General features: G+C 68.3%; 27 protein-coding genes. 13 read left to right on the top strand and 14 right to left on the bottom strand.

Annotation, left to right across the window (positions count from 1 at the left end; translation table 11 throughout):
* Positions 1-280 precede the first annotated feature (280 nt).
* The 5 genes from AB0H42_RS25670 to AB0H42_RS25650 form a co-directional block, all read right to left on the bottom strand.
* Positions 281-475, bottom strand: a complete 195-nt coding sequence (locus AB0H42_RS25670) for a hypothetical protein (RefSeq protein WP_357060204.1) — start codon at positions 473-475, stop codon at positions 281-283.
* Between the two features lie 15 nt (positions 476-490).
* On the bottom strand, positions 491-1045 hold the full coding sequence (locus AB0H42_RS25665; protein WP_357060269.1) for a MogA/MoaB family molybdenum cofactor biosynthesis protein: 555 nt from the start codon (positions 1043-1045) through the stop codon (positions 491-493).
* Complete coding sequence (locus tag AB0H42_RS25660) at positions 1045-2451, bottom strand: trypsin-like peptidase domain-containing protein (RefSeq protein WP_357060202.1); 1407 nt, start codon at positions 2449-2451, stop codon at positions 1045-1047. The genes AB0H42_RS25665 and AB0H42_RS25660 overlap by 1 nt, the downstream gene beginning before the upstream one ends.
* Before the next feature lie 254 nt (positions 2452-2705).
* Positions 2706-4142: a HAMP domain-containing sensor histidine kinase gene (locus AB0H42_RS25655; RefSeq protein WP_357060267.1), complete on the bottom strand. Its 1437-nt coding sequence runs from the start codon at positions 4140-4142 to the stop codon at positions 2706-2708.
* Positions 4143-4231: 89 nt separating this feature from the next.
* Positions 4232-4918 (bottom strand): response regulator transcription factor, encoded by a 687-nt coding sequence (locus AB0H42_RS25650; protein WP_030522341.1) that lies wholly within the window; start codon positions 4916-4918, stop codon positions 4232-4234.
* Positions 4919-5360: 442 nt separating this feature from the next.
* Here AB0H42_RS25650 and AB0H42_RS25645 point away from each other — a divergent pair, with 442 nt between their 5' ends.
* The 6 genes from AB0H42_RS25645 to AB0H42_RS25620 all read left to right on the top strand — a co-directional run bounded on the left by AB0H42_RS25645 (position 5361) and on the right by AB0H42_RS25620 (position 10972).
* Positions 5361-8150, top strand: a complete 2790-nt coding sequence (locus AB0H42_RS25645) for an ATP-binding protein (RefSeq protein ID WP_357060200.1) — start codon at positions 5361-5363, stop codon at positions 8148-8150.
* Positions 8147-8557 (top strand): roadblock/LC7 domain-containing protein, encoded by a 411-nt coding sequence (locus tag AB0H42_RS25640; protein WP_357060197.1) that lies wholly within the window; start codon positions 8147-8149, stop codon positions 8555-8557. The genes AB0H42_RS25645 and AB0H42_RS25640 overlap by 4 nt, the downstream gene beginning before the upstream one ends.
* A 200-nt stretch (positions 8558-8757) precedes the next feature.
* Positions 8758-9072: a DUF742 domain-containing protein gene (locus tag AB0H42_RS25635; protein ID WP_030522344.1), complete on the top strand. Its 315-nt coding sequence runs from the start codon at positions 8758-8760 to the stop codon at positions 9070-9072.
* A gap of 61 nt (positions 9073-9133) precedes the next feature.
* Positions 9134-9685: an ATP/GTP-binding protein gene (locus tag AB0H42_RS25630; RefSeq protein WP_357060265.1), complete on the top strand. Its 552-nt coding sequence runs from the start codon at positions 9134-9136 to the stop codon at positions 9683-9685.
* Positions 9678-10589: an MHYT domain-containing protein gene (locus AB0H42_RS25625; protein ID WP_357060195.1), complete on the top strand. Its 912-nt coding sequence runs from the start codon at positions 9678-9680 to the stop codon at positions 10587-10589. The genes AB0H42_RS25630 and AB0H42_RS25625 overlap by 8 nt, the downstream gene beginning before the upstream one ends.
* Positions 10586-10972 (top strand): hypothetical protein, encoded by a 387-nt coding sequence (locus AB0H42_RS25620; protein ID WP_357060193.1) that lies wholly within the window; start codon positions 10586-10588, stop codon positions 10970-10972. The genes AB0H42_RS25625 and AB0H42_RS25620 overlap by 4 nt, the downstream gene beginning before the upstream one ends.
* Positions 10973-11198: 226 nt before the next feature.
* On the opposite strand, the gene rpmF is transcribed toward AB0H42_RS25620, so the two are convergent.
* From rpmF to AB0H42_RS25605, 3 genes are read right to left on the bottom strand one after another with little or no spacing between them, the layout of a single operon-like run.
* Entirely contained in the window at positions 11199-11372 is a 174-nt protein-coding gene (rpmF, locus tag AB0H42_RS25615) for a 50S ribosomal protein L32 (RefSeq protein ID WP_357060191.1), read from the bottom strand.
* A 1-nt stretch (position 11373) separates the two neighbouring features.
* Positions 11374-11643 (bottom strand): type B 50S ribosomal protein L31, encoded by a 270-nt coding sequence (locus AB0H42_RS25610; RefSeq protein ID WP_357060188.1) that lies wholly within the window; start codon positions 11641-11643, stop codon positions 11374-11376.
* Positions 11643-12995, bottom strand: coding sequence for a GTP-binding protein (locus tag AB0H42_RS25605; protein ID WP_357060186.1), 1353 nt, complete (start codon positions 12993-12995; stop codon positions 11643-11645). The genes AB0H42_RS25610 and AB0H42_RS25605 overlap by 1 nt, the downstream gene beginning before the upstream one ends.
* Positions 12996-13100: 105 nt before the next feature.
* Here AB0H42_RS25605 and rpmB point away from each other — a divergent pair, with 105 nt between their 5' ends.
* The 6 genes from rpmB to AB0H42_RS25575 all read left to right on the top strand — a co-directional run bounded on the left by rpmB (position 13101) and on the right by AB0H42_RS25575 (position 15093).
* The gene (gene rpmB / locus AB0H42_RS25600; protein WP_327149615.1) at positions 13101-13337 is read left to right on the top strand and encodes a 50S ribosomal protein L28; all 237 of its coding nucleotides are present in this window, start codon (positions 13101-13103) and stop codon (positions 13335-13337) included.
* Positions 13338-13345: 8 nt separating this feature from the next.
* Positions 13346-13516 carry a 50S ribosomal protein L33 gene (rpmG, locus tag AB0H42_RS25595; RefSeq protein WP_030522352.1) on the top strand — a complete coding sequence of 57 codons (171 nt, stop codon included), beginning with the start codon at positions 13346-13348 and terminating at the stop codon, positions 13514-13516.
* Complete coding sequence (rpsN, locus tag AB0H42_RS25590) at positions 13516-13821, top strand: 30S ribosomal protein S14 (RefSeq protein ID WP_030522353.1); 306 nt, start codon at positions 13516-13518, stop codon at positions 13819-13821. Before rpmG ends, rpsN begins: the two co-directional genes overlap by 1 nt.
* Before the next feature lie 32 nt (positions 13822-13853).
* On the top strand, positions 13854-14108 hold the full coding sequence (gene rpsR, locus AB0H42_RS25585; protein ID WP_030522354.1) for a 30S ribosomal protein S18: 255 nt from the start codon (positions 13854-13856) through the stop codon (positions 14106-14108).
* A gap of 114 nt (positions 14109-14222) precedes the next feature.
* Positions 14223-14687 carry a hypothetical protein gene (locus AB0H42_RS25580; RefSeq protein WP_357060183.1) on the top strand — a complete coding sequence of 155 codons (465 nt, stop codon included), beginning with the start codon at positions 14223-14225 and terminating at the stop codon, positions 14685-14687.
* Between the two features lie 196 nt (positions 14688-14883).
* Entirely contained in the window at positions 14884-15093 is a 210-nt protein-coding gene (locus AB0H42_RS25575) for a hypothetical protein (RefSeq protein ID WP_357060180.1), read from the top strand.
* A gap of 42 nt (positions 15094-15135) precedes the next feature.
* Here the strand turns inward: AB0H42_RS25575 and purH are convergent, their stop codons facing one another.
* The 6 genes from purH to sucC form a co-directional block, all read right to left on the bottom strand.
* Positions 15136-16698 carry a bifunctional phosphoribosylaminoimidazolecarboxamide formyltransferase/IMP cyclohydrolase gene (gene purH / locus AB0H42_RS25570; protein ID WP_357060178.1) on the bottom strand — a complete coding sequence of 521 codons (1563 nt, stop codon included), beginning with the start codon at positions 16696-16698 and terminating at the stop codon, positions 15136-15138.
* The gene (gene purN, locus AB0H42_RS25565) at positions 16695-17342 is read right to left on the bottom strand and encodes a phosphoribosylglycinamide formyltransferase (protein WP_357060262.1); all 648 of its coding nucleotides are present in this window, start codon (positions 17340-17342) and stop codon (positions 16695-16697) included. The genes purH and purN overlap by 4 nt, the downstream gene beginning before the upstream one ends.
* Before the next feature lie 138 nt (positions 17343-17480).
* Positions 17481-19070, bottom strand: a complete 1590-nt coding sequence (locus AB0H42_RS25560; RefSeq protein WP_357060176.1) for a DUF6350 family protein — start codon at positions 19068-19070, stop codon at positions 17481-17483.
* Positions 19071-19137: 67 nt separating this feature from the next.
* A complete protein-coding gene (locus AB0H42_RS25555; protein WP_357060174.1) occupies positions 19138-20061 on the bottom strand; it encodes a DUF5336 domain-containing protein in 924 nt (307 codons plus the stop codon).
* 221 nt (positions 20062-20282) lie between these two features.
* Positions 20283-21197 carry a succinate--CoA ligase subunit alpha gene (gene sucD / locus AB0H42_RS25550; RefSeq protein ID WP_357060172.1) on the bottom strand — a complete coding sequence of 305 codons (915 nt, stop codon included), beginning with the start codon at positions 21195-21197 and terminating at the stop codon, positions 20283-20285.
* 42 nt (positions 21198-21239) lie between these two features.
* Positions 21240-22403 (bottom strand): ADP-forming succinate--CoA ligase subunit beta, encoded by a 1164-nt coding sequence (gene sucC / locus AB0H42_RS25545; RefSeq protein WP_357060169.1) that lies wholly within the window; start codon positions 22401-22403, stop codon positions 21240-21242.
* 607 nt (positions 22404-23010) lie between these two features.
* Between sucC and AB0H42_RS25540 the strand changes: the two genes are divergently transcribed.
* Positions 23011-24291: a M23 family metallopeptidase gene (locus AB0H42_RS25540; protein WP_357060166.1), complete on the top strand. Its 1281-nt coding sequence runs from the start codon at positions 23011-23013 to the stop codon at positions 24289-24291.
* Positions 24292-24309 lie beyond the last annotated feature (18 nt).

The following is a 24309-nucleotide window of genomic DNA, read 5'->3' as shown; positions in this document are numbered from 1 at the left end:
GTGATCCAAGTCACAATTGAATACGAAGCGGTGCGAATCGTTAGGCAAACGCAGGTGACGGCCCCGAACAGGTCGTCGGCCGAGAAAATCCCCCGCAAAGAATTCGTCAAAAGTAATAGCCCCCTTCAAAACACCGACACCGGGAGCGGAACATTATAAACTCGCCCATTCCATTACCGGATAATTTCAGAAAAATTCACACCCCCCTTTACCCCCAAAAAAATAGCGTACCAACGCGGCAATCACGCGAAAAGTGTTGGGCGCCAATGCATTTCCGGGATCACCCGGCGCCGCCGTGATGCGGTGGCACCTGTGAACGCCACCACTCGTCGTCGGCACCGGATGCCGCGCCGTCGTCCCGCTCGTCGCGCGTGGTGGACGGCAACACTTCACCGAAGATCCGGTCCACACGCGCCGGGTCCCCCGTCCGGCGGTGCGCCCGACGGGGGACCTCAGGGGTCTCACCCTCACTCATACTGACCGCTCCGGCTCATTCCAGCAGCCCGGACAACTCACCGATCACCCGGCTCGCCAGCGGCCCCAGGGTCGCCATACCGTCGCGGATCGCGGCCCGGGTACCCGGCAGGTTCACCACCAGTGTGCTCCCCGAGATACCGGCCAGCCCGCGGGAGAGCCCGGCGTCCAGTGAACCGGCCACCCGTCCCGACGCCCGCAACGCCTCACTGATCCCGGGCAGATCCCGGTCGAGCACCTCGGAGGTGGCCTCGGGCGTGACATCACGCGGCGACATACCGGTGCCACCGACCGAAATCACTATGTCCACGCCACCGATCACCGCGGTGTTCAACGCGTTCCGGATCGCCACCTCGTCGGCCTCCACCGAAACGGACGCGTCGACGAGGAACCCCGCCTCGGTGAGCAGTTCGGTGACGAGTGGGCCCAGCGAATCCTCGCCGCCGTGCGCCGTTCGATCGTCCACCACCACGACCAGTGCACGCCCCGCAACAGGAGCATCGATTTCCATACCGCTCACCGTAGCGCCGATCGCGAGCGGCGCGTGCCCACCCCCGGCCACCTTCTGCATCATCGGCCTCCCTCCACCGCGGCGGCGGCGAGGGTCACCTCGGCCGTGCGGGTGTTTCCACCACGTTCATCGGTATACGTCACTGTCACCTTGTCTCCCGGCTGTTTGGACCGCACCGCGGCGACCAGCGCGTCACCGGAATCGATCGTGCGGTCGTCGAGCCGGGTCACGATGGACCCGGACGGGATCCCCGCCGCGGCCGCCGGGCCGTTCGGCGTGACATCGAGAACCCGCGCGCCGTGCACCGACTCGTCCCGCTGCACCGTCATCCCGATCTGCGCGTAGGTCGCGTGACCGCTCTTGATCAACTCGTCGGCGACCCGGCGTGCCTGATCCACGGGGATCGCGAACCCGAGCCCGATGGAACCACTCTGCTGACCTCCCGCACCCGAGGACCCCAGACTCGCGATCGCGGTATTGATCCCGATCAGCCGGCCCGCGGCGTCGACCAGCGCACCACCGGAATTACCCGGATTGATCGCGGCATCGGTCTGGATCGCGTCGATCACCGGATTCGGCACGGTCGGGTCGTTGCCGCCCTCCCCGGTGGTCGACACCGGGCGATTCATCGCCGAGACGATCCCCGTGGTCACCGTGCCCGCCAGCCCCAGCGGCGAACCGATCGCCACCACCGGCTGACCGACCTGAAGGTTCGCCGAACTACCCAGTTCGATCGGCTGCAGACCCGTCTTGCCGCGCACCCGGATGACCGCGAGATCGGACACCGGATCGGCACCCACCAGCGAAGCCTGCGCCGTACTGCCGTCGGAGAAGGTCACCGACATATCGCCGTTGCCGCCGCCCCCGGCCGCGACATGGTTATTGGTCAGGATCAAACCGTCCGAGGACAACACCACCCCGGACCCCTCCCCCTGCCCGCGCTTACTGGCCACCTCGATCATCACCACCGACGGCAGCACCCGCTGCGCCACCGCCTGGGTCGACCCGGCCGGCGCATTCGCCGTGTTCTGCACCTTCGGCACCGGCCCGTCCAGCGCATTGGTCACCGCCGGCCGATCGCCCGAATCGCTGACCAGCGCACCCACCGCGCCCCCGATACCGCCGCTCACCAGAGCCAACGCGACCGCCCCGGCCACCAGACCGGTACGCACCGAACTCCGGCGCGGAGGTGGCGGCGCGGCCGCATAGAACTGCCCGGAATCGCCGGTCGGCGGTCCGGCGAACGACCCGCCGGAGACCGGATACACAGCAGTATCGACCGGCCGGCCACCCGGGAACTGCGGTCCACCCGGATACTGCGGTATCCCGCCTCCCGGCGCCTGACCGTGCCCGGTCGGCTCGCCGGGCCCGGGACCCGGCAGCGGCCCCGCCTGCGGCTGCGGCGTCGAGGGCGGCACCGGTCCGGATTCCGGCCCGGCCGGCCGATTGGTGAAATCCTCGGTCATAGTTTCCCTTTTCTGCTCATATCCGCTGTCCAGCCTGCCGACCACTACTGAGAACGAACTGAGAGCTGCATTAATTTGCGGTGCTTATAGCCGCGCCTCCGCCGCCACTCGGCCGGGCCCTGGTGACCCCGGGTTCTCCACTCCGCCGATCGGTCGCCGTGCCCCTTGGCTCTGTCGCTCCGGAACCGGGCGTGTCCCGATCATGGAAGTAGACCATCCACAATCGACAGTAGACGCGTGCGAACGTGCACGAATTATTCGCCGACGGCGCTTTCCGGACGATATTCCTCGGGCGGCGGATTTTCACCCGGCAATACGATGCGGATGAGAGCGCCGCCGCGCTCGGAGGTGTCGATGGCAATGGTGCCGCCGTGTTTGGTCACGACCTGTTTCACAATTGCCAGGCCGAGCCCGGAACCGGGCATGGAGCGTGAGGCGGTGGTGCGATAGAAACGCTCGAAGACCAGCTCACGTTCGCCCGGTGGAATACCGGGCCCGGCATCGTCGACCGATAATTCCAGAAGCCCGCGGCCGGTCTCGGCCATCAGTACGCGGACCTGTTCACCGGGCGGGTTCCATTTGGCGGCGTTGTCGAGAACATTGAGAATCGCGCGTTCCAATGCGGCGTCGTGCCCGTACACGAACCAGGGACGCAATTCGGCGGCGAAATCGGACGCGCCGCGGCGACGGACCCGTTCCAGTGCGCGTTCGGTCACCTCACCGAGATCGACGCGCTCGTAGACGGTTTCCGGGGCGTCCTCGCGGGCCAGGTCCACCAGATCGCCGACCAGGTTGGACAGCTCTTCGATCTGCGCCATCACATCCGAGCGCAGTTCGGCCATATCCTCCTCGGGAATGGCGGGCGCGTCGGGGCGGCTAGAGGCGATGAGGAGTTCCATATTCGTGCGCAAGGAGGTCAGCGGGGTGCGTAGTTCGTGGCCGGCGTCGGCGACCAGCCGCCGCTGCCGGTCCCGGGATTCGGTCAGGGCGCGCAGCATGGTGTTGAAGCTCTCGGTGAGCCGGGCGAGCTCGTCGTCACCGGTCACCGGGATCGGTGTGAGATCGTCGGTGCGCGCGATCCGCTCGGTGGCGGCGGTCAGCCGGGCGATCGGACGCAGCCCGGTCCGCCCGACAGTGGTGCCGGCGCCGGCGGCGAGGACGACCCCGGAGGCGCCGACCGCGAACAGCAGCCAGGCCAGCCGGTCCAGCACCTCGCGAGTCGGTTCCAGGCGTTGCGAGATGATCAAGGTCACGCCGGAATCCATGCGCTCGGCCAGTACCCGCTGATTGTTGTAGGTGCGCAGCGACGAATCGCGGGTGCCCTGCGCCACGGCGATCTCCTCGGTACCGATGGGCGGGGTGGTCGGCTGCGGCGGGATATAGGCGGGCAGGCTGGGGCGCTGGGTGGACTCCGGGTTGGCGGGCGGATAGATCAGCGCGACGCCGATATCGTTGGAGAACAGGGTCGCCACGCCCAGCGACTGGAACGCCATGCTGTCGATATCGCCACTGATCATGGTGGCGGCGCGGGCCCGCAGCTGCGCGTCGACCTGACCGTAGAGGGCGCGGGCGACCATGGCGTAGGCGGCGATCGAGGTGATCGCCACGAAAATCGCCACCAGCGAGGCGGCCAGCAGGGTGACCCGCCATCGCAGGGATACGGTGCGGGTCAGCGGGGTCGGGGGGCGCATAGGCGCCGGCTCGTCCGGCCAGGGGCCGCCGAGCGGCGCGACCGAGTGTTTCTTCGCCGCGGAACGGGGGGTGCGTGCCATATCCGCGCCTACGGGGGCGTTTCGCGCAGGACGTACCCGACGCCGCGCACGGTATGGATGAGGCGGGGTTCGCCGTCGGCCTCGGTTTTCCGGCGCAGATAGCCGATATAGACCTCCAGAGCGTTACCGGAGGTGGGGAAGTCGTAGCCCCATACCTCCTCGAGGATCCGGCCGCGGGTCAGCACCCGGCGCGGGTTGGACATGAGCATTTCGAGCAGGGAGAACTCGGTGCGGGTCAGCGAGATGGACCGCGAACCGCGGGCAACCTCCCGGGTGACCGGGTCGAGTGAGAGGTCGGCGAAGTGCATCGCCTCGGAGATCTCGCCGGTGTCCGGGGCACGGCGGCGCAGCAGGGCACGCAGCCGGGCCAGCAGTTCTTCCAGCGCGAACGGTTTGGGCAGGTAGTCGTCGGCGCCGGCATCGAGGCCCGCCACTCGCTCGGATACCGAATCGCGCGCGGTCAGCACCAGGATGGGCAGATCGTCTCCGGTGCTGCGCAGCCGCCGGCACACTTCGAGTCCGTCCAGCCGAGGCATCATGACATCGAGTACCAGTGCGTCCGGGCGGTCGGCGGTCGCCTTCTCCAATGCGTCGATACCGTCAACCGCCAGATCGACGGTATACCCGTTGAAGGTCAGCGACCGGCGCAGGGACTCCCGCACGGCACGATCGTCGTCGACCACCAGAATCCGCATAACACCAGTTTGACCGCAGCGACTGAGAGGCTACTGAGAGGGCCCGCCGCGCCGCGAGTCCGCTGACCACCGGCTTCGCCGGACGGATTTCCGGATCCGGGTCGAATATCGGGCGGAACTTCCCACTCACGGGAAGGCACCGGACGGTCGACCTAATGAAGGCGAAGTCTCGACGTTCCCGCTCACAGGCACCTTCACCTGCGAATTCATCCGGCCACCGGACGATCCATTACCACCCTGTGATATGCCACGAAACTCGTTCCACATCCGCTTTATTCGCGGTATAACCGTCTGAACGTCCCGATTGCCCGCCGCTAACATGCACGGTATGTTCCGATCAGTAAAAACTAGACCTCCGGTTGGTTCGGTGTGCAGTGAATCATAACTGAAACGCCTACGCGCCAAGAAGAGGTCGATCGTGATGCGGAGGCGACAGAGGCGGATGGAAACCCCGCGACCGTGGCAATTCAGCCTGTCCAACTGGTCGGTCACCCGCAAGGTCGGCATCGTCCTGGTCCTGCCGGTCATCCTGGCGACCCTCTTCGCGGTGCTACGGATCAACAACGAGCTGCGCACCCTGGAACAGCTCGAGGCCGCGACCGACCAGTCCCGCATCATCGCGCCCATCGTCGGCTACAACGCCGCCGCCGAACACCTCGCGGTCACCGCGACCGCCGGCTGGGCCGACAACCGCGACCCGCGGGCCTCCGCGGCCCTCGCCGGTTTCGATGCGGCCCACGAAACCCTGGAACGGGCACTGGACTCCAGCCAGATCCGGCCGGGGGTCTCCCGCGAACTGTCCTCGGCCCTCACCATCGGCAGCACCATGCGCAGCGGCCTCAGCAACGGATCGCCCGCCATGGTGGGCGACCAGGCCGACGAGATCGCGGTCCGGATCGGTAACGCGCTCGCGCAGTCGCCCACCGTCGAGGACCTTTCGATCCAGCGCTACTTCCTGCAGGTGAGCGCGATCCAGAACGCACGGCGGTCGCTGACCGCGCAGCGCCTGGTGATCAGTTCCCCCACCGCCGAGGACAATCCGGCCATGCGCGCCCGGGTGCTCACCTCCGGTGGCGCCGAACTCACCATGATCCACCAGTACGGCCAGATCATGCCGGATGTGGCCGGCAATATGCGGCCGCTTCTGGACGCGGTGCAGACCCGGCTGGCGATCTTCAGTCAGGGCACCCAGGGCGCGATGACCGATCCCGCCGCACTGAAATCCCTCGATACCAGCTCCCGTGCCTACCAGGTCACCACCGACCAGCTGATCGCCACCATCAGTGGCGCGCTACATCATGCGACGGTTTCCGCCCAGAACAGCGCGCTGCGCGAGACCGCACTGCTCATCGCCGCCCTGCTCGGCGGTCTGACCCTCGCGCTCGCGGTCGCCCGGACCCTGGTCGTCCCGGTGCGCCGGCTGCGCCGTGACGCGCTGGAAGTGGCCCATGTGCGTCTTCCCGAGGAACTCGCACAGGTCCGCGGTGGCGCCGAGACCCCGGAGATCGAACCGGTCGGCGTCCAGGGCACCGAGGAGATCGGCCAGCTCGCGCGGGCGGTCGACGAAATGCACCAGCAGGCCCTCAATCTGGCCGCCGACCAGGCACGTCTGCGTGTGCAGATCGGCAACATGTTCGAGACCCTCTCCCGCCGCAGCCAGTCGCTGGTCGAACAGCAGCTCGGCATCATCGAGGAACTCGAGCACGACGAGGACAATCCGAAGCGGCTGCAGAACCTGTTCCGGCTCGACCATCTCGCCACACGAATGCGGCGCAATGGTGACAACCTGCTCGTGCTGGCCGGTACCGCGCTGCGCCGCGGCCAGCTCGACCCGGTCCCGCTCTCGGATATGCTGTGGAGTGCGGTTTCCCAGGTCGAGGACTATCAGCGGGTCGAGATCGGTCATGTGCCCGAGGGTGTGGTCGCCGGTGAGCCCGCGGTCGATATCGAACACCTGCTCGCGGAGGTCATCGACAATGCGCTGCGGTACTCCCCGCCCAATACGCCGGTGGCGGTGACCGTCTCCCGCGCGGTCGACGGCGGGTACCTCATCGAGATCACCGACCGGGGACTGGGTATGGCCAACGAGGATCTGCAGGCCGCCAATGCGCGCCTGGCCTCCGGTGGTGAGATCAATGTCGAAACCGCGCGCCGGATGGGTCTTTTCGTCGTCGGCCGGCTGGCCAAACGGCATCAGATCACCGTCGGCCTGCGCCGTACCTCCACCATGGCGCAGCAGCCGGGTATCACCGCCAGCCTGCATCTGCCGGGTCTGCTGATCTCACCGGATACCGGGCCCGACAACTCGAACGTCCTCACCGCCGACCTCTCCGCGGCCCCGCCGCAACTCCAGCACACCTCGCAGCTGCCGCAGCTCCCCCCGCCCCCGGCCCCGCGGCAGCTGACCCCGGTGCCCGACCTGCCGTCCTCGGATTCGTGGACCTCGCGGACCGATCTCCCCGCGGTGCGGCCCCTCACCCCCGCCCCCGTGACCTCGAGTTTCGGCACCACGTCCACCGGATTGCCGCAGCGCCGCCCGTCCACGCACGGTCCCGCGGCCCCCGGCAAGGATACGGCGAACGGCAGCGGATCCCGGGACACCTTCTCGGCGTTCGATCCGGTCCCCGCAACCCCGGAAGCCGACGATTCGCCCACCGGACTGTGGTCGGAAACCTACAAGTCCCAGTCCTTCCCGGCGCCGGTCGAGACCCCGGCACCGAGCGCCACCGAACACCGGCCGTCGTCCGAGCCGGAGCCGCCGGCGGTCACCGCCCGCTCCGGCTTGCCGATCCGGCGGCCCGGCATGGACCACGACGACCCGTTCGGCCGCGCCGAGGCGCGCCGCGACGAGCCGGTGCCGGCCACGACCACCTCGTCCCGGCTGCAGCCGGTCGGCGGTGAAACCCCCACGCCTATCTACCAGCGTATGGTCTCGGAATGGCTGGTCGAGCCGGCCACCACCCAGGACCAGCCGCGCCAGGACTGGACCACTCCCGCCGATATCGGCTGGCTGGCCGCCGAGGACGCCGCCAAGCCGAGCTCGGACTCCAAGACCGCGAACGGGCTCCCTATCCGCCGACCGGGCGCGCAGCTCGTACCCGGCGGGCTCACCCCCGTCGAAGACGAGGCCCCCCGGGACCCGGCGGAGATCCGGAGCAATCTGACCAGACACCTGAGCGGGGTCCGCAGTGGGCGGGCCGACGCGCAGAACAATGACGGAGGGCTTGCATGACCGACGACCCGAAGAGCAGCACGGACGAGAACCTGAACTGGCTGGTCGCCAGATTCACCCGGGACGTGCCGGGTGTCTCCCATGCCGTCCTGGTCTCCGCGGACGGCCTGCTGCAAGCTGTCAGCCCCCATCTGCCCACCGATCGTGCCGAACAGCTCGCCGCGGTGACCGCGGGCCTGGCCAGTCTCGCCACCGGCGCGGCCCAGTTGTTCGACGGCGGCAAGGTGATGCAGTCGATCGTGGAGATGCAGCGCGGTTACCTGCTGGTCATGAGCGTCGGCAACGGCTCGCATATCGCGGTACTCGCCAACAAGCAGCACGATATCGGCCGGATCGGCTACGAGATGGCCCTGCTGGTCGATCGCGTGGGTTCGGCTGTCAGCGCGACCGCCCGATCCACCGTCTGAGCACCATGTCCCAATTCGGCCAAGGCTTGCCCGATCCACACACCGGCGGACCCGGATTCGGCTCCCCGGATCGAAACTACGGTCCGGGCGCACAGAACTTCGGACCCGGTTCCTCGCAGTACAACACCGGTGCCTATCGGTTCAGCGCCCCTGCGCAGCCGAGCAGCCCGCGCCGGGCCGGACGTGTCCGCCCGTACGCAATCACCGCCGGCCGAACCCAGCCCGCAGTCGACCTGCCGATGGAGGCGGTTATCGAAACCATCTCCTATCATGCACAATTCGATTGGCCGTCCGGTGACATCCGAGCCGAGATCCTCCGACTCGGAACCCACCAGCTGTCGGTTGCCGAAATCGCCGCGCATCTCGATCGCCCGCTCGGTATGGTCCGCGTCGTCATCGGTGATCTCGTCGTGGACGGCAACCTGCGAGTGCATTCGACTTTGACCGAGCAGGCGAGTTACGACGAACGCCGGTCGCTGATGGAGAGGACATTGCGTGGACTCCGAGCCCTTTAGCAAGAGCCAGGGTGGTGGTACGGGGGGAACCGATACCCGGGTCGCGTCGACCAAAATCGTCGTGGCCGGTGGATTCGGCGCGGGCAAAACAACTTTCGTGGGCGCGGTCTCGGAGATCGTGCCGCTGCGTACCGAGGCGATGGTCACCAGCTTCTCCGACGGCGTCGACAATCTGGACGACACCCCGGACAAGCAGACCACCACGGTCGCAATGGATTTCGGACGCATCATCCTGCCGGGCAACCTGACGCTGTACCTGTTCGGTACGCCCGGTCAGCGCCGGTTCTGGTTCATGTGGGACGACCTCATCCGCGGCGCCATCGGCGCGGTGGTGCTGGTGGACGCGCGCCGGCTGGAGGACAGTTTCGCGGCCGTCGATTTCTTCGAGGCACGCAATCTGCCGTTCCTGATCGCGGTCAACCGGTTCCCGAACTCGCCGCGGTTCGCCATGGCCGAACTGCGCGAGGCGTTGTCGGTGCGCGAGGGCGTGCCGATCGTGGATATCGACGCCCGCGACGCGAAAGAGGTCCGGCAGGCGCTGGCCGCCGTCACCGAGTACGCGATCAACCGTTTGAGGGCTCAGGAATACGAGGGAGTCGCCCAGCATGGTTGAGGTGCTGGCCGCGGAACCGGTCGAGACCGCCGACCTGTTCACCATGGGTTACTGGCTGACCCTGCTCACCTTCGGTGTGTCGGCGGTCGGGATGTTCGTGGGCCTGGCCTGCGCGGTGAACGGACGCCGTTCGGTCCGGTTCCGTCCGGTATGGGTGGCCGCTGCCGCGGTCTCCATCGGCGGTATCGGGGTCTGGCTGGCCAGCACCGTCTCATTACTGGGCATATCCATTCCGGGCCGGATTCTGCGCTACGACATCTCGGACCTGACGTTATCCCTGGTGTTCGCCGTCGCGGCGGTCTTCCTCGGCCTCCTTCTGGCCGGTCGTGAATTCGAGGTCAAACGCATGGTGAACGCGGCGGCCGGGCTCGGTCTCGGGTTCGGGATCATGCTGTGGCTGCAGCTCACCTCGATCGATATCCAGGGTTCGGTCTCGGTGCACATCGGGCTCTTCGTCGTCGCGATCGTCGTCGTGGTCACCGCTTCCTCGCTGTGTGTATTCCTCTTTCAGCGGTTCCGCTTCCCGGCGGCCCGGGTCGGGTCGATCGCGATGTTCGGTGCGGGCGTGGCAGCCGTCTATTTCACCGGTGTCGCCGCCCTGGAATTCCGCTTCGACTCCGATGCCGAACCCGCGCAGGGCATGGAACTGTTCGGCTACGCCTTCCCGATGTTCGTCCTCGGCCTGCTGGCCCTGGCCGTTCCGATCACCGCGGTTCTGGTCGCGCCGGAGCGCTCCGACGACACCCCCCGCGCCACGAAACCCGGTAGGGCCGAGACCGGCGGCCCGGCAGGCGGTAACGGCAGTGCGTCCCCCGCGGACGAGCAGATCCGGCCCGCCGCCCGGCCCAATGCGGCGGCAGCGCTCGCGCAGCGGGCTCAGCCGCTGCCGGAACCGGCGCGTTGAGCCGGGCGGAAACCGACACCGTGCTGTCCGATCAGGAGAAGCTCCTGCGGGAGCTGTGGGCGCAGGTGCGCGGTCTGCGCTCCGAGGTATCCGAACTACGGGTCGAGATCAGCGAAATGGAAGCCACGCTCGCCGATCTCGCGGCGCGGGCGGACCAGCAGGAGCGAGTGGAATTGCCGTGGCCGGTATCGCTGCTGCTGCTACCGGCCGCGCTCACCCTGGCGCTTGTGCGACAGGTGGGCGATATCGCGCAGGCGCTCGCGGCGGAATGCGACGCACGACAGCGGGCGGAGTTGCCCGGGGAGATGGGGGCGAAAGCCCTCGAAAGTGGCGATGAGCGGGTCTCCCATCGCTGGGAGACCCGCCCTCACGCACGAGGATAACCGGTATGGACCGGTGAGGTAGTAGTCCGCCGAGTTTTTCCGGTACTCACCGCATGTCCCTCCGAAATTGCGGTACCGCACCCGACTTCGGTCCGCAACCTTCCAGCAGGGGATTGTTCGAGGTGAAGACCATGATCATGCTTGCGGGAGGTTTGCCAGCGGCGTCCCACCCTTCCTCGGATACGACTGCTTCAACGACCTTTTCGCATCTAGGGGGCCTGACAATTCACCGGCGTTTCAGGTCCAGCAGGCCGCGCCGGGCCGCCTCGACCAATCGCCGCGGCACCCGATGCACCACACCGTCCACCGTGACCGGAACCAGATCCGGCGGGGTGGCCTTCCAGTTCGACCGGCGGCTACGGGTATTGGACCGCGACATCCTCCGCTTCGGCACCGCCATCTCAGTGCCCCTTCCGGGTCCGCCCGGCACGCCGGCCGTATCTGCGTTCGAATTTCTCCACCCGGCCCTGGGTGTCGAGCACGCGGTGCGCGCCGGTCCAGAACGGGTGCGAATCCGCGGTGACGTCCACCGTCAGCAGCGGATAGGTATTGCCGTCGGTCCAGGTGACGGTCCGGTCGCCGGTGGCCGTGGAACGAGTCAGGAACCGGGCCCCGGTACTCGCGTCCTCGAAGACCACGGGATGGTAATCGGGATGGATGTCGGCTTTCATCACTTCTCCTTCCGGGCGCGCTCGCCCGTGTCGCCGCCCCGGCCCTCACCGGTGGCGGCCGGATACGGTTCGTCCGGATCACAGGGGTCGGTATGCCATTCACCGAAGGGATCCGACCAGCGGGCCACCTGATGCGGTGCCCGCTCGACCAGCCGCAGCTCGGCATCGTCGACCAGTGCCCGGTCCAGTGCCTGCCGGACCTCGCCCGGGTCGGCCGCGTGGACCAGGACGACCAGCGAATTGTCGCGGTCGCCGAACCGGTCGTCCCAGCGCAGCCGGGCCATGGCCAGCCGCTCCGGCTCGACCTCGCCGCGCTCGGCTTCGGTCATCGCCGCCAGCCAGCGACCGGCACCACCGATCCGCAGCCCCCCGCCGGCCGATTCCAGCCACACGACCTCGTCCGGCTGGGTCGCCAGCCATATCCGGCCACGCGCCGTGACCACACCCTCGAACAGCACGTCCAGCGCCTCGTGCAGCCGCTCGGGGTGGAAGGGTCGCCCGGCGGTGAATTCCACCAGTTCCACACCGCATTCCGCGCCCAGCGGCGGCTGACCGCGCAGCAACGGAGCATGCGCGTCGAAGACCCGTCCGCGCCGGGACTCCGCCGGGATCCGCGCCAGCAGTCCCTCGACCGCTCCGGAGGTCACCGCGGCGTCCGGGCCCGTCCACAGCGCCGGGGCCAGCGGCACCAACCGGGACAGCACCGCCCCGAGCCGGGCCCGCTCCAGCGGGTCCACGGCGTCGCCTCCGGTGATCACCAGGGCGTCCGCGAAATCGACCTGCCCGACGGCCAGTTGGGCGAGGGTGCGCTCATCGTCGGCCCATGCCCAGCCGAGTTCCTTCAGCGCTTCGTCACCGGTCGCCGCCGGGAGCCAGGTGTGTGCGTCGATACCGGTGAGCACGGCGGCTACCCGGACATCCCGCGCCGCGGGACCGTCCACCCGGCCGACGACACCGGCCACAACCACCGCGCCGATCCCCTGGCACACCGACTCCGCTTCGATGGCCGGGTCCAGGGCGAGCACGATCCGGCGCACCGAATCGCGGGCCGCGAGAGTGCACAGCAGCGGCAGTAGATCCGCCTTCAAGGTGCACGAGACGCAGCCGTGCGCGAGTTCGTGCACCGAGACGGTGGCCGTGCCGCCGTCGGACACGGTGCGGCGCACGATCCCCTGCCCCAGTTCGGCGAGATCATGGCGTACCACGACGGTGCCCGCGGCCGCGCCGAGGGCGTCCGCGATGAGGTCCACGGAGCCGGCCGGATCACCGTGCAGGCCGGCGACCACCACGACCGGTGTACGGCGGTCTCCGGGATGGATGACTTCTGGGAGTTGTGCGGAATGGGACACCACTACCCTTTCGGTAATGATTTTCAATTACGACCCGGCACACGCTACAGTGTGGACCCATCGTTGTCGAAAACGATTGTCATCTTCGTTCACGTCGGAGGGAGTCCCATGTCGGCGCACTGTCAGGTCACCGGCCGCAAACCCGGATTCGGCAAGGCCGTCTCGCATTCGCATAAACGCACCAACCGGCGCTGGGATCCCAACATCCAGCGCAAGACCTACTACCTGCCCAGCGAAGGCCGCCGGATCACCCTCGACGTGTCCGCCAAGGGCATCAAAACCATCGACCGGGACGGGATCGAAGCCGTGGTGGCCCGCCTGCGCGCCCGCGGAACGCGGATCTGAGCGCACCGATGGCATCGAAATCCACCGATATCCGTCCGGTGATCAAACTCCGCTCCACCGCGGGCACCGGATACACCTACGTCACCCGGAAGAACCGCCGGAACGACCCCGACCGCATGGTGCTGCGGAAATACGATCCCGTGGTCCGCCGGCACGTCGACTTCCGGGAGGAGCGCTGATGGCCAAGAAGTCCAAGATCGCCCGTAACCAGCAGCGACGCGCCGTCGTGGCCCGCTACGCCGAACGGCGCGCCGAGCTCAAAGAACTGATCCGTAAACCCTCCACGCCGGAGGATGAGCGCCTGGCCGCCCAGGCGGCCCTGCGCCGACTGCCCCGGGACGCCAGTCCGGTACGATTGCGCAATCGGGACACCGCCGACGGGCGACCGCGCGGTTATCTCCGGAAGTTCGGCCTTTCGCGTGTGCGTGTGCGTGAGATGGCGCATCGAGGAGAGTTGCCCGGTGTGCACAAATCGAGCTGGTAACCCACCGATCTCGTGAGTTAGGAACCGGTCATATGGCAGTCAAACGAGGCCCGTCGAAGAAGGTCCGCGCCGAACAGGCCCGCCGGCCCAAGAAGAATCCCCTGATCGCCGCCGGTATCGAGACGGTTGATTACAAGGATGTGAATCTGCTGCGCACCTTCATCTCCGATCGCGGCAAGATCCGCAGCCGCCGGGTCACCGGTCTGACCCCGCAGCAGCAGCGCCAGGTCGCGGTCGCGGTGAAGAACGCGCGCGAAATGGCTTTGCTCCCCTTCACCAGCCGCTGACGCGGCACCGAATTCTCGCCCGGACGCCCGGCACCGCACGATGCGGCGCCGGGCGTCCGGCTGCCGAGCCCACGTACGGGCGACGAGGAGCCGACGCCCACTACAGTGGTGCGCATGGTCACACTGCGGGGATGTACGGCACTTCTGACTCTCGGCGTCGTCCTCGCGGTCTCGGCCTGCGGTAGCGACGGCACCGCCGATCCGGAGCCCGGCCTCTCCCCGACCTCCGTGCCCGCCCCGGCGAATACGCCCGCGACTCCCACCGAGGACCCCGGAGCCGACCCCGGCCACCTCTTCACCGCGGACCCGTCGATCGTCGGTGCCCATCCCGTGCCCTTCACCTCGTGGACGAAGATGGCCGAGGACCGGATCGCGATCCACTTCGAAACCGGTGTGCCCGAATGCTACGGCGTGGACGCCACCGCCACCGAGGACGACAGCACGGTCACCGTCGAACTCCGCAGCGGCACCCGCGCCGACGCCGTCGACAAGATGTGCGTGATGATGGCGGTTTTCGGCACGCTGGAGATCCAGTTGGACGCACCGCTGGGCGACCGCCGGGTACTCGGCGCGGCCTGACCGGCTGCGCCCACCGGCCCTGTCGCCGGGCCGAAAGGCCTGGCGTCAAGGGGCCCCTGTAATCATGGGCTGCCCCGGCACCGCCGACTCTCCTACCCTTGCGGTAGTGGCAATTCGGTCGCAGACGCGACCGACCGATAGAGGAAAAGCGGCTATGCAGCAGCGAGCACTCGTATCATGCGCTATCGCGATCGCGATGGCCTTCGCAACGGTCGCGGGCGCGGCCACAGCGGGCGCCGGCGCCGGCCTACCACTGGAACAGTCCATTCCCGGCGCGGTCGGACGGGCACCGGGCAACCCCGCCGGCGGTTCGGCCGAACTCTTGGTCGTACTTTTCCAGCCGCTGTCGGGTACGCCGGATCCGTGTATGCCGATCCCCCTGTGCATTCCACCCCGCCTCGACTGAACTGCTCGGTGCCCGTGGCGATCACCGCCACGGGCACCACGCTCAGTGCGCGAAGTGACGGGACCCGGTGAAGTACATGGTCACCCCGGCCGCTCGCGCCGCGTCGATGGTGTCCTGGTCGCGCACCGAACCGCCCGGCTGGACGATCGCCCGGATACCGGCTTCCAGCAACAGTTGCGGCCCGTCGGGGAACGGGAAGAACGCGTCCGAGGCCGCCACCGACCCCGCGGCCCGGTCACCGGCCCGCTGGACGGCGAGCCGTACCGAATCGACCCGGTTGACCTGACCCATACCGACGCCTACCGACGCACCGTCATGGGCCAGCAGGATGGCGTTCGATTTCACGGCCCGGCAGGCGCGCCAGGCGAATCCGAGATCGGCGAGTGTCGCCGCGTCCGCGGCTTCGCCGGCCGCGAGGGTCCAGTTCGCCGGATCGTCGCCGTCGGCGTCGATCACATCGCGCTCCTGGACCAGCAGCCCGCCACTCACCGGCCGGTGTTCGGCACCCGCGGGGGCCGGCGCTTCGGCGATCAGGATGCGAATGTTCTTCTTGCGCTGCAACACCTCGACGGCACCGTCGGCGTAGGAGGGCGCCACGATCACCTCGGTGAAGATCTCGGCCACCTGCTGGGCCATCGCCACCGAGACCTCGCGGTTGGTAGCGATGACGCCGCCGTAGGCACTCACCGGATCACAGGCGTGCGCTTTGCGATGCGCCTCGGCGATATCCGCGCCGGTCGCGATACCGCAGGGGTTGGCGTGTTTAATGATCGCCACCGCGGGCGCCTCGTGGTCGTAGGCGGCCCGGCGAGCGGCATCGGCGTCGGTGTAGTTGTTGTACGACATCTCCTTGCCGTGCAACTGCCGCGCCCGTGCCAGACCGAGCCCGCCGTCACCGTCGGTGTACAGCGCGGCCCGCTGATGCGGGTTCTCGCCGTAGCGCAGGACCGTCGAACGGTCCCACACCGCGCCGATCCAGGACGGGAACTCGTCCTCCCCGGCAGTCCGCACGACCAGCGTCGACGCCATCCAGTTCGCGACCGCGACGTCATAGCTCGCAGTGTGCTGGAAAGCCTTGGCGGCCAGCGCGATACGCTCCGACAGCGTGAACCCGCCGTCGGCGACGGCCTTGCGGACCTCGTCGTAGTCGCCGGTGTTCACCACCACGGCGACCGACGGATGGTTCTTGGCCGCGGCGCGCACCATCGACGGTCCGCCGATATCGATCTGTTCGACACAGTCGTCCGGACTCGCCCCGCTCGCGACGGTCTCGCTGAACGGGTAGAGGTTCACCACGACCAGCTGGAAGGCCTCGATACCCAGCTCGGTGAGCTGGTCGAGGTGCTCGGCTTTGCGGGTATCGGCCAGAATGCCCGCGTGCACCCGCGGATGCAGGGTTTTGACCCGTCCGTCCAGGGTTTCCGGGAACCCGGTCAGGTCCTCGACCTTGGTCACCGGGACACCGGCGTCCGCGATCCGCGCCGCGGTCGAGCCGGTGGACACCAGTTCCACCCCGGCCGCGTGCAGGGCGGTCGCCAGCTCCACGAGCCCGGTCTTGTCGTAGACGCTCACCAGCGCCCGGCGGATCGGCGTGCGTTCACTCACCGGAGAACTCGCTCATCAGGGATAACTGCCTTTCGTCCATCGGAGACAATTCCGCGGGTCGCGACGGCGGCGACAACCTCCACCAGCAACCGTCGCTCCACAACTTTGATGCGCTCGTGCAATTCGGCCTCGTCGTCGGCCGGATCGACCCGGACGGGCTCCTGGGCCAGGATCGGGCCGGTGTCCACACCGGCGTCCACCAGGTGCACGGTGGTCCCGGTGACCCGGACGCCGTAGGACAGCGCGTCCCGCACCCCGTGCGCACCGGGGAAAGCGGGCAGCAGGGCCGGATGGGTGTTGATGATCCGGCCGCCGAAACGATCCAGGAACACCGGGCCCAGCAGCTTCATGTAACCCGCGCAGACCACCAGGTCGGGCGAGTATCCGGCCACTGCCTCGGTGAGCGCCACATCCCAGGCACCGCGATCTGCGTGATCGCCGACCGCGACCCGGAAAGTGGGGACGCCCGCCGCCGCCGCGTGTTCGACGGCGGCGCACTCCCGGTCGACGCCCACCGCGTGGATCCGCGCCGGATAACCGGGGTCGGCGGTGGCATCGAGCAACGCGCGCAGCAGCGAACCGGTCCCCGAGGCGAGTACGACCAGGCCGGCCGGGGTGGAATCGGTGGGTTCCGGGGCGGTCAGGGCTCTACTCCTGGATCGAAGGAACGGCGGGCGGGGTTCACCCGCCGGCGGGGACGAACCCGCGGCACGGATAGAGCCTAGTAGACGCGGTCGGGCCCGCCTGCGGCGGCAGTGAGCCGGAGCCCGGACCGGACGCGGTCAGCTCCGGCCGCCGGCCCCGTCGTATCCATCGTCCCCGTCGAGAGCGTCCGATTCGACCACTTCCGCGTCCACGATCTCGGGTGCCGTCTCCGCGGCGGCGACAATCCCGGCGCCGGGTCCGCGCGGCTGGTCCTCGACCACCTCGGCTTCGACCTCCAGCGGCTGCTCGGGCCCCGGCGACTCGGCGCGCGGCCGGTCGAGCAGACCGGCGTAGCGGCCGGCCGCATCGGTGGCGGAATCGCCCGGCAGCTCCGGGAGCCGCCGCACCGGTAGTGCACGGTCCGCCGGCGCCCGGGCGCTCTCGTATTCGTCGGAGTAATAGTCCTCGTCGTCGTAGTCGATATCGTCCGGGTCGAAGAGCGCGTCGGGATGGCGCATCAGCGGGGTGGGGAAGGAGACGACGAAGGTGCGCGCGAAGAGCAGACCGGCGTAGCCGGGAATCGCCAGCCAGGCGAATACCGCCAGGGCGAACACCGGAAGCTCTAGGCCGAGGCGCCCGAAATTCCCCAGCTCCCCCCCGGACAGCGCGGCCAGCGCGGTGAGCGCCGCGCTCCCGAGCCCGGCCGCGGCGAGCAGCGCCCAGGGCGCGCCGGGACGGTCGTAGCTCACCCGGGCCGATTCCACGCCCCCGTACACGCCCACGGCCGCCGGTACGAGCAGCAGCACGGCCCACCAGAGCACGGCCGGACCCGTCGGTACCGCGGCGAGCACCGGGACCGCGGGAATCGGTCCACCGACCACGGTGAACACCCCGACCGACGCATCACCGAATTCGATCCCCGGACCCACCAGCACCCCGGCGCCGGCCACCACGGCGTTCGGCAGATACAGCAGCGAGAGCAGGGTGATCCCGAGTACGTCCACGATCCCCTCCGCGGACCCGTAGGTTTCGCCGACCCGCGACCAGTGCACCAGTAAGGCCAGCACCACCAGCACCGCCGCGGCGGCCAGCAGACGCAACACGGCCCGGCCCGCCACGTACGCGGCGGCGATCACGTCGTAGGGCAGACCTTCGAAGAGGCGTTCCCGGCAACGGAACGCGATACCGCACAGGACGGCGGTCAGGTGCAGGAGCAGCACCCAGCCGAAGGCGGTCAGCGGGTTGGGGCGTTGCAGGGCAATGGATCCCGACGCGTCCTCGGTGACCGCCAGGCATACGGCGGTGATCAGCAGCGGGCCACCCACGGCGGCACCGCACAACCAACCCAGTTCGGCCCGGGTGGGTTCGGTATCGGTGGCGGCGACGGCTTCCCGGGCCGCGGCCCACAGCAGCAGCGCGGTCGGCAGCACCGGTAGCAGGCCCACCGTCGTACTGCCGATGAGCAGCGGTACCTGGTGCACGGCGAGCCATCCCGCGGCCACCGCGCCGCTGAGACCGGTGAGATCGCTGCCCGCGGTGAAAAGGGTCACCAGCATGGTGACCACGACGACCGCCAGGGCGAAAGCGGCGGGCCGGAAGGCCACGAAGAGAAGAACCCGCGCGCGATCGGGGGGTAGCGAGAGAAAACCCGGCTGGTCGCCGGAACGCGTCGAACTCCTGCGTGCCCCCCGGATCGGGTGGTTCGACGAGGTACGCGGGGAACTCATGGATTTCAGAGTGGCAGCCGCCCCGGCGCGGGCGCTTCAGGCGCGCCGCGCCGGGTGCTGCCAGTGCTCACTGCTGGTCGTCGGACTGCCGGAACGCGCGGGTGGCGTCGGCGGCCGGATCGGACGGCTGTTCACCACCGAACGGCTGGGCCGGCTGACCCGGCTGACCCGGCTGCTGCGGCTGCTGACTGTAGGCCGGCTGCTGCGGCTGCTGACCGTAGGGCGAGGGCTGCTGGCCACCGGCATACGGCGACTGCTGCGGCTGCTGGCCGTAACCCTGCTGCTGCTGGCCGTAACCCGGCTGCTGACCGTAGGCCGCCGGCTGCTGACCGTAACCCGGCTGCGGCTGCTGACCGCTGCTGTACTGCTGGCCGTAACCCGGCTGCTGGCCGTACCCCTGCTGCTGCCCCTGGTACTGCTGCTGGCCGTACCCCTGCTGGCCGCCGGGGAATCCGGTCTGCGCCGCCGGACGAGCGGCCGGCGGGGTGAGGATTCCGGTGTCGAACAGCACGACCGCCACCGCGAGACCCGTCTGCACCAGCGCCAGCACCAGGATCAGGTAGAGCCCGATCTCGGCCTTCGCGCCCTCGGGCAGGCTGAACAGCTGGAACAGGATGGTGACGAAGGTTCCGGCCGCCACCGCGGCCGCCGCGCCGACCCAGTTCTGTTTGGGCAGCAGCGACAGGCCCGCGAGGATCGCGGCGATCAGCAGCAGTCCGCCGATCGTGGCTTCCTGGTACTCGAACAGGTTCAGGCTGGTATCGGCCGAGGACGGCAGATCCATATCGGTATCCGCGCCCACATAGGACAGGAAGCCGAGCAGGAAGGCGATCACGCCCACCGCGGCCACACCGATGGTGAGGAAGAACGGCAGTCCTTTCCCGCCGGCCCCAGCGGCACTCCCACCACCGGCCGCCTGCTGGCCTGGATTGGGCGGAACGGAGGGCGGAACGGGTGCGTTGTACCCGGAGCCCCCGGTCGGGTATGACATGTCGTCATCTCCTAGGTCGAGTAATACGTACTTGACGGCTGAATTCTCTTTGACGCTACTGCACACACGCGCAGAGGTCATCACCGAAGGATTCGGCCGTAGACGGCTCGATTACGCCACCGATACCGTCCACGCACCGTATTCCCGGTTGGTACGCGACAAACCACGGAGGCCGCCCGCGCGATGCGGACGGCCTCCCGGAGTTCGGCGCTGCTACCGGATCAGGCGGAAACTGCCGCCTTCTCCAGGATCTCGCGCGCCAGCGCGGCGGTCTCGGACGGCGTCTTGCCGACCTTCACGCCCGCGGCCTCCAGCGCGTCCTTCTTGGCCTGCGCGGTACCCGAGGAGCCGGAGACGATGGCGCCGGCGTGGCCCATGGTCTTACCCTCGGGGGCGGTGAAGCCGGCCACGTAACCGACGACCGGCTTGGTGACATTGGCCTGGATGTAGGCCGCGGCCCGCTCCTCGGCGTCGCCGCCGATCTCACCGATCATGACGATCAGCTTCGTCTCCGGGTCCTTCTCGAACGCCTCGATGGCGTCGATGTGGGTGGTGCCGATCACCGGGTCGCCGCCGATACCGATGGAGGTCGAGAAGCCGAAGTCGCGCAGCTCGTACATCATCTGGTAGGTCAGGGTGCCGGACTTGGACACCAGGCCGATCGGGCCCTTGCCGGTGATGTTGGCCGGGGTGATACCGACCAGCGATTCGCCGGGGGTGATGATGCCGGGGCAGTTGGGGCCGATGATCCGGGTCTTGGCGCCCTTCTCCACGTTGTAGGCCCACGCGTAGGCGGTGTCCTGCACCGGGATGCCCTCGGTGATCACCACGAGCAGCGGGATCTCCGCGTCGATGGCCTCGATGATGGCGTCCTTGGAAAACTTCGGCGGGACGAACGCGATGGAGACATCCGCGCCGGTCTTCTCCATGGCCTCGGCCACGGTGGCGAACACGGGCAGTTCGACGGCATTGCCGTCCTTGTCGGTGTGCGAGACGGTGGTGCCCGCCTTACGCGCGTTCACACCGCCGACGACCTGGGTACCGGCCGCGAGCATCAGCGCGGTGTGCTTGGTGCCCTCGCCGCCGGTGATGCCCTGGACGATGACCTTCGAATCCTTGTTGAGGAAAATAGACATAGTTCTGTGTGTCCTTTACTGGGCGTGCCCTGGTAGGTCGACTCAGCGGGCCGCGAGTTCGGCGGCCTTGTCGGCGCCTTCGTCCATGGTCTGTGCCAGCGTCACCAGGGGGTGCGCGGCCTCGGCGAGAATCTTGCGGCCCTCCTCCACCCGGTTCCCGTCCAGGCGGACCACCAGCGGCTTGTTCGCTTCGTCGCCCAGGATCTCGAGGGCCTTCACGATGCCGTTGGCGACCGCGTCGCACGCGGTGATACCACCGAAGACGTTCACGAAAACGCTCTTCACCTGGGCATCGTTCAGGATGACGTCGAGACCGTTGGCCATGACCTCGGCGGAGGCGCCGCCACCGATATCGAGGAAGTTGGCCGGCTTGACACCGCTGTGCTTCTCGCCCGCGTAGGCGACGACGTCCAAGGTGGACATGACCAGACCGGCACCGTTGCCGATGATGCCGACCGCACCGTCGAGCTTGACGTAGTTGAGGTCGTTCTCCTTGGCCTTGAGCTCCAGCGGATCGGTCGCGTCCTTGTCCGCGAACTCCGCGTGGTCGGCGTGCCGGAACTCGGCGTTCTCGTCCAGGGTGACCTTGCCGTCGAGCGCGAGGATCTCGTTGTCCGGGGTACGGACCAGCGGGTTGACCTCGACCAGGGTGGCGTCCTCGTTGACGAAGACCTCCCACAGCTTCTGGATGGTCACCGCGGCGGCGTCCAGCACATCGGCGGGCAGATGGCCCTGCTCGGCGATCGAGCGGGCGAACGCGAGGTCGACTCCCTTGACCGCGTCGACCGCAATCTTGGCCAGCCGGTCGGGCTTGGTGGCGGCGACCTCTTCGATCTCCATACCGCCCTCGACCGAGCACATGGCCAGATAGGTGCGGTTGGTGCGATCGAGCAGGAAGGAGATGTAGTACTCCTCGGCGATGTCCTTCGCCTCGGCGACCAGAATTTTCTTGGTGATGTGACCCTTGATGTCCAGGCCGAGGATGTTCTGCCCGTGGGTGAACGCGTCGTCCGGGGTGGCCGCGTACTTCACGCCACCGGCCTTGCCGCGGCCGCCGACCTTCACCTGGGACTTGATCATCACCGGTTTGCCGATTTCCGCGGCGATCGCGCGGGCGTCCTCGGCAGTGTCGGTCACGCGGCCTTCCGACGAAGGCACCCCGTGCTTTACGAAGAGCTCCTTCGCCTGATATTCGAAGAGATCCATGTACTCACCGTCTCGTCTGCGTTGCTATGACAACGTCTTTGTTGGCGGCCCGACGTCGGTAGCGGGTCGTTCGGACTCTAACCACTCACAGGCACGCCCGATCGGGCACGTTCATCCTAAGTGGCGCAGGTCACGAGCCTTCCTGCGGGGAGGGTAAAGCCGCAGGCCAAGGCTACCGGCGAGTAGCTTTCGGGTGAGCCGCAGGCGGTGCGCGGCCACCGCGCACACGAGAAGGACGATCGCGGCCCCGGGATCACAGAGCGGAGTGTCCGACCGTGAGCTCCCCCGCGAGGGAAACGTGATCAATGTCACAGTAACGTTTGAATACGTCCTACCGCTTGCCGCGTCGCAATCGTTTCGTTACCGTCGAAGCCGGTCGATGTCACAGGCCGATCACAAACGTTGCACAGCGTGGATGCTTGCGCACCCGGTTGTTCCGCGAGTAGAGATCTCCGTGATGTTGCTCCCTGAGCAGGTTTAGAGAGGACGGCAGCTTGACGCAGCACCCCGCTCCGCAGTCGCAGAGCCGTTCGGCAGCAGCCCTTCCGGCACCGCATCCCCTCACCATCGGCCGGAAGTCCGGTGTCGGTCGGATGCGAACCGGCCGATGAACCACCGCGGCACCCTCGACGCCCACCCCGACGGTCGCGCCCGGCGCCGGCACGAGAACGCGCAGTCGGCCGAATCGGTCCAGACGACGTTCAACGCGTTCGGCGCACCCGGTGACAGCCGGGCCCGCAGGCGCCCGCTCAACACCGCTGCCGCCTCGGCCGCCGCCGATGCCCATCGCACCGCCGCCGACGACTTCTGGTCGACCAACCAGGGTTGGGCCGATTCCCAGGCCGACAGCTGGTCCGGTAGCGAACAGCAGGCGGTGCAGGACAACTGGCAGCAGGGCGGGTGGCAACAGAACGACAAGCCCGTCTGGCACAGCGATCCGAACTGGAACACCCACCAGAGCTGGACCGAGGCACAGTCGTGGTCCGACGCGCCCGCGCAGTCCTGGCCCGGCCCCGCGCCCTACGAGACCGGCGGCCGAGCGGATTCCGATCACTACGCCGGACCCACGACGATCGCCGAGGCGCTGGAGAGCGCGCCGGTCGCCGAGGACGAGCCGGAGGAAACCCGGCAGTCCCGCTCCCGGGGCGCGCATCGGGTAGCTGCCCCGCCGTCCGCGCTCAAGGGCCGCGCCGCGGTCGTCGCGGTGGCCGCGGGCGCGGTGGTGGCCGCCGGACAGTGCGCCACCGCCGAACCCACCGATCACAAACAAGCACAGCAGGCCACCGATTACGAAGCCGCCGGGTCGGTCCACGAGATCGCCGCCCAGTCGATGGCGACCGAGAACCCGGCCACCGTATCGAATACAGCGTCACCGCAGATGCTCGGCGGCAACCTCCCGGTCGACACCAGCCGCTTCGGCGAGATGCTGGCCAACGGTGCCCAGTTCGCGGAGGATCTGGCCCAGGCCGAAGAAGCCAAGTTCCGTCCGCTGTTCGCGAAGTTCGCCAGCGGCGCGTACACCTCCGGCTTCGGCGCCCGCTGGGGCGTCCAGCATCTCGGCATCGACGTGGCCGCGCCGATCGGCACCCCGATCTACGCGGTGGCCGACGGCGAGGTCATCGATGCCGGGCCGGCCTCGGGTTTCGGGATGTGGGTGCGTCTGCTGCACGCGGACGGCACAGTTACCGTCTACGGGCACGTCGACACCACCACCGTCTCGGTGGGCGAGTACGTGTACGCCGGAGACCAGATCGCCACGATGGGCAACCGCGGGTTCTCCACCGGCCCGCACTGCCACTTCGAGGTGTGGCTCAACGGCAGCGACAAGATCGACCCGGTGCCGTGGCTGGCCACCCGGGGGATCAGCCTCACCGGCAACGGCGACTAGCCCGGCCCGCCACCCGCC

Origin of the sequence: Nocardia sp. NPDC050799 (genome assembly GCF_040654015.1) — a bacterium.
GTDB lineage: Bacteria > Actinomycetota > Actinomycetes > Mycobacteriales > Mycobacteriaceae > Nocardia.
The sequence above is the reverse complement of the archived record's forward strand: the minus strand, read 5'-3'. Positions and strand labels throughout refer to the sequence as shown.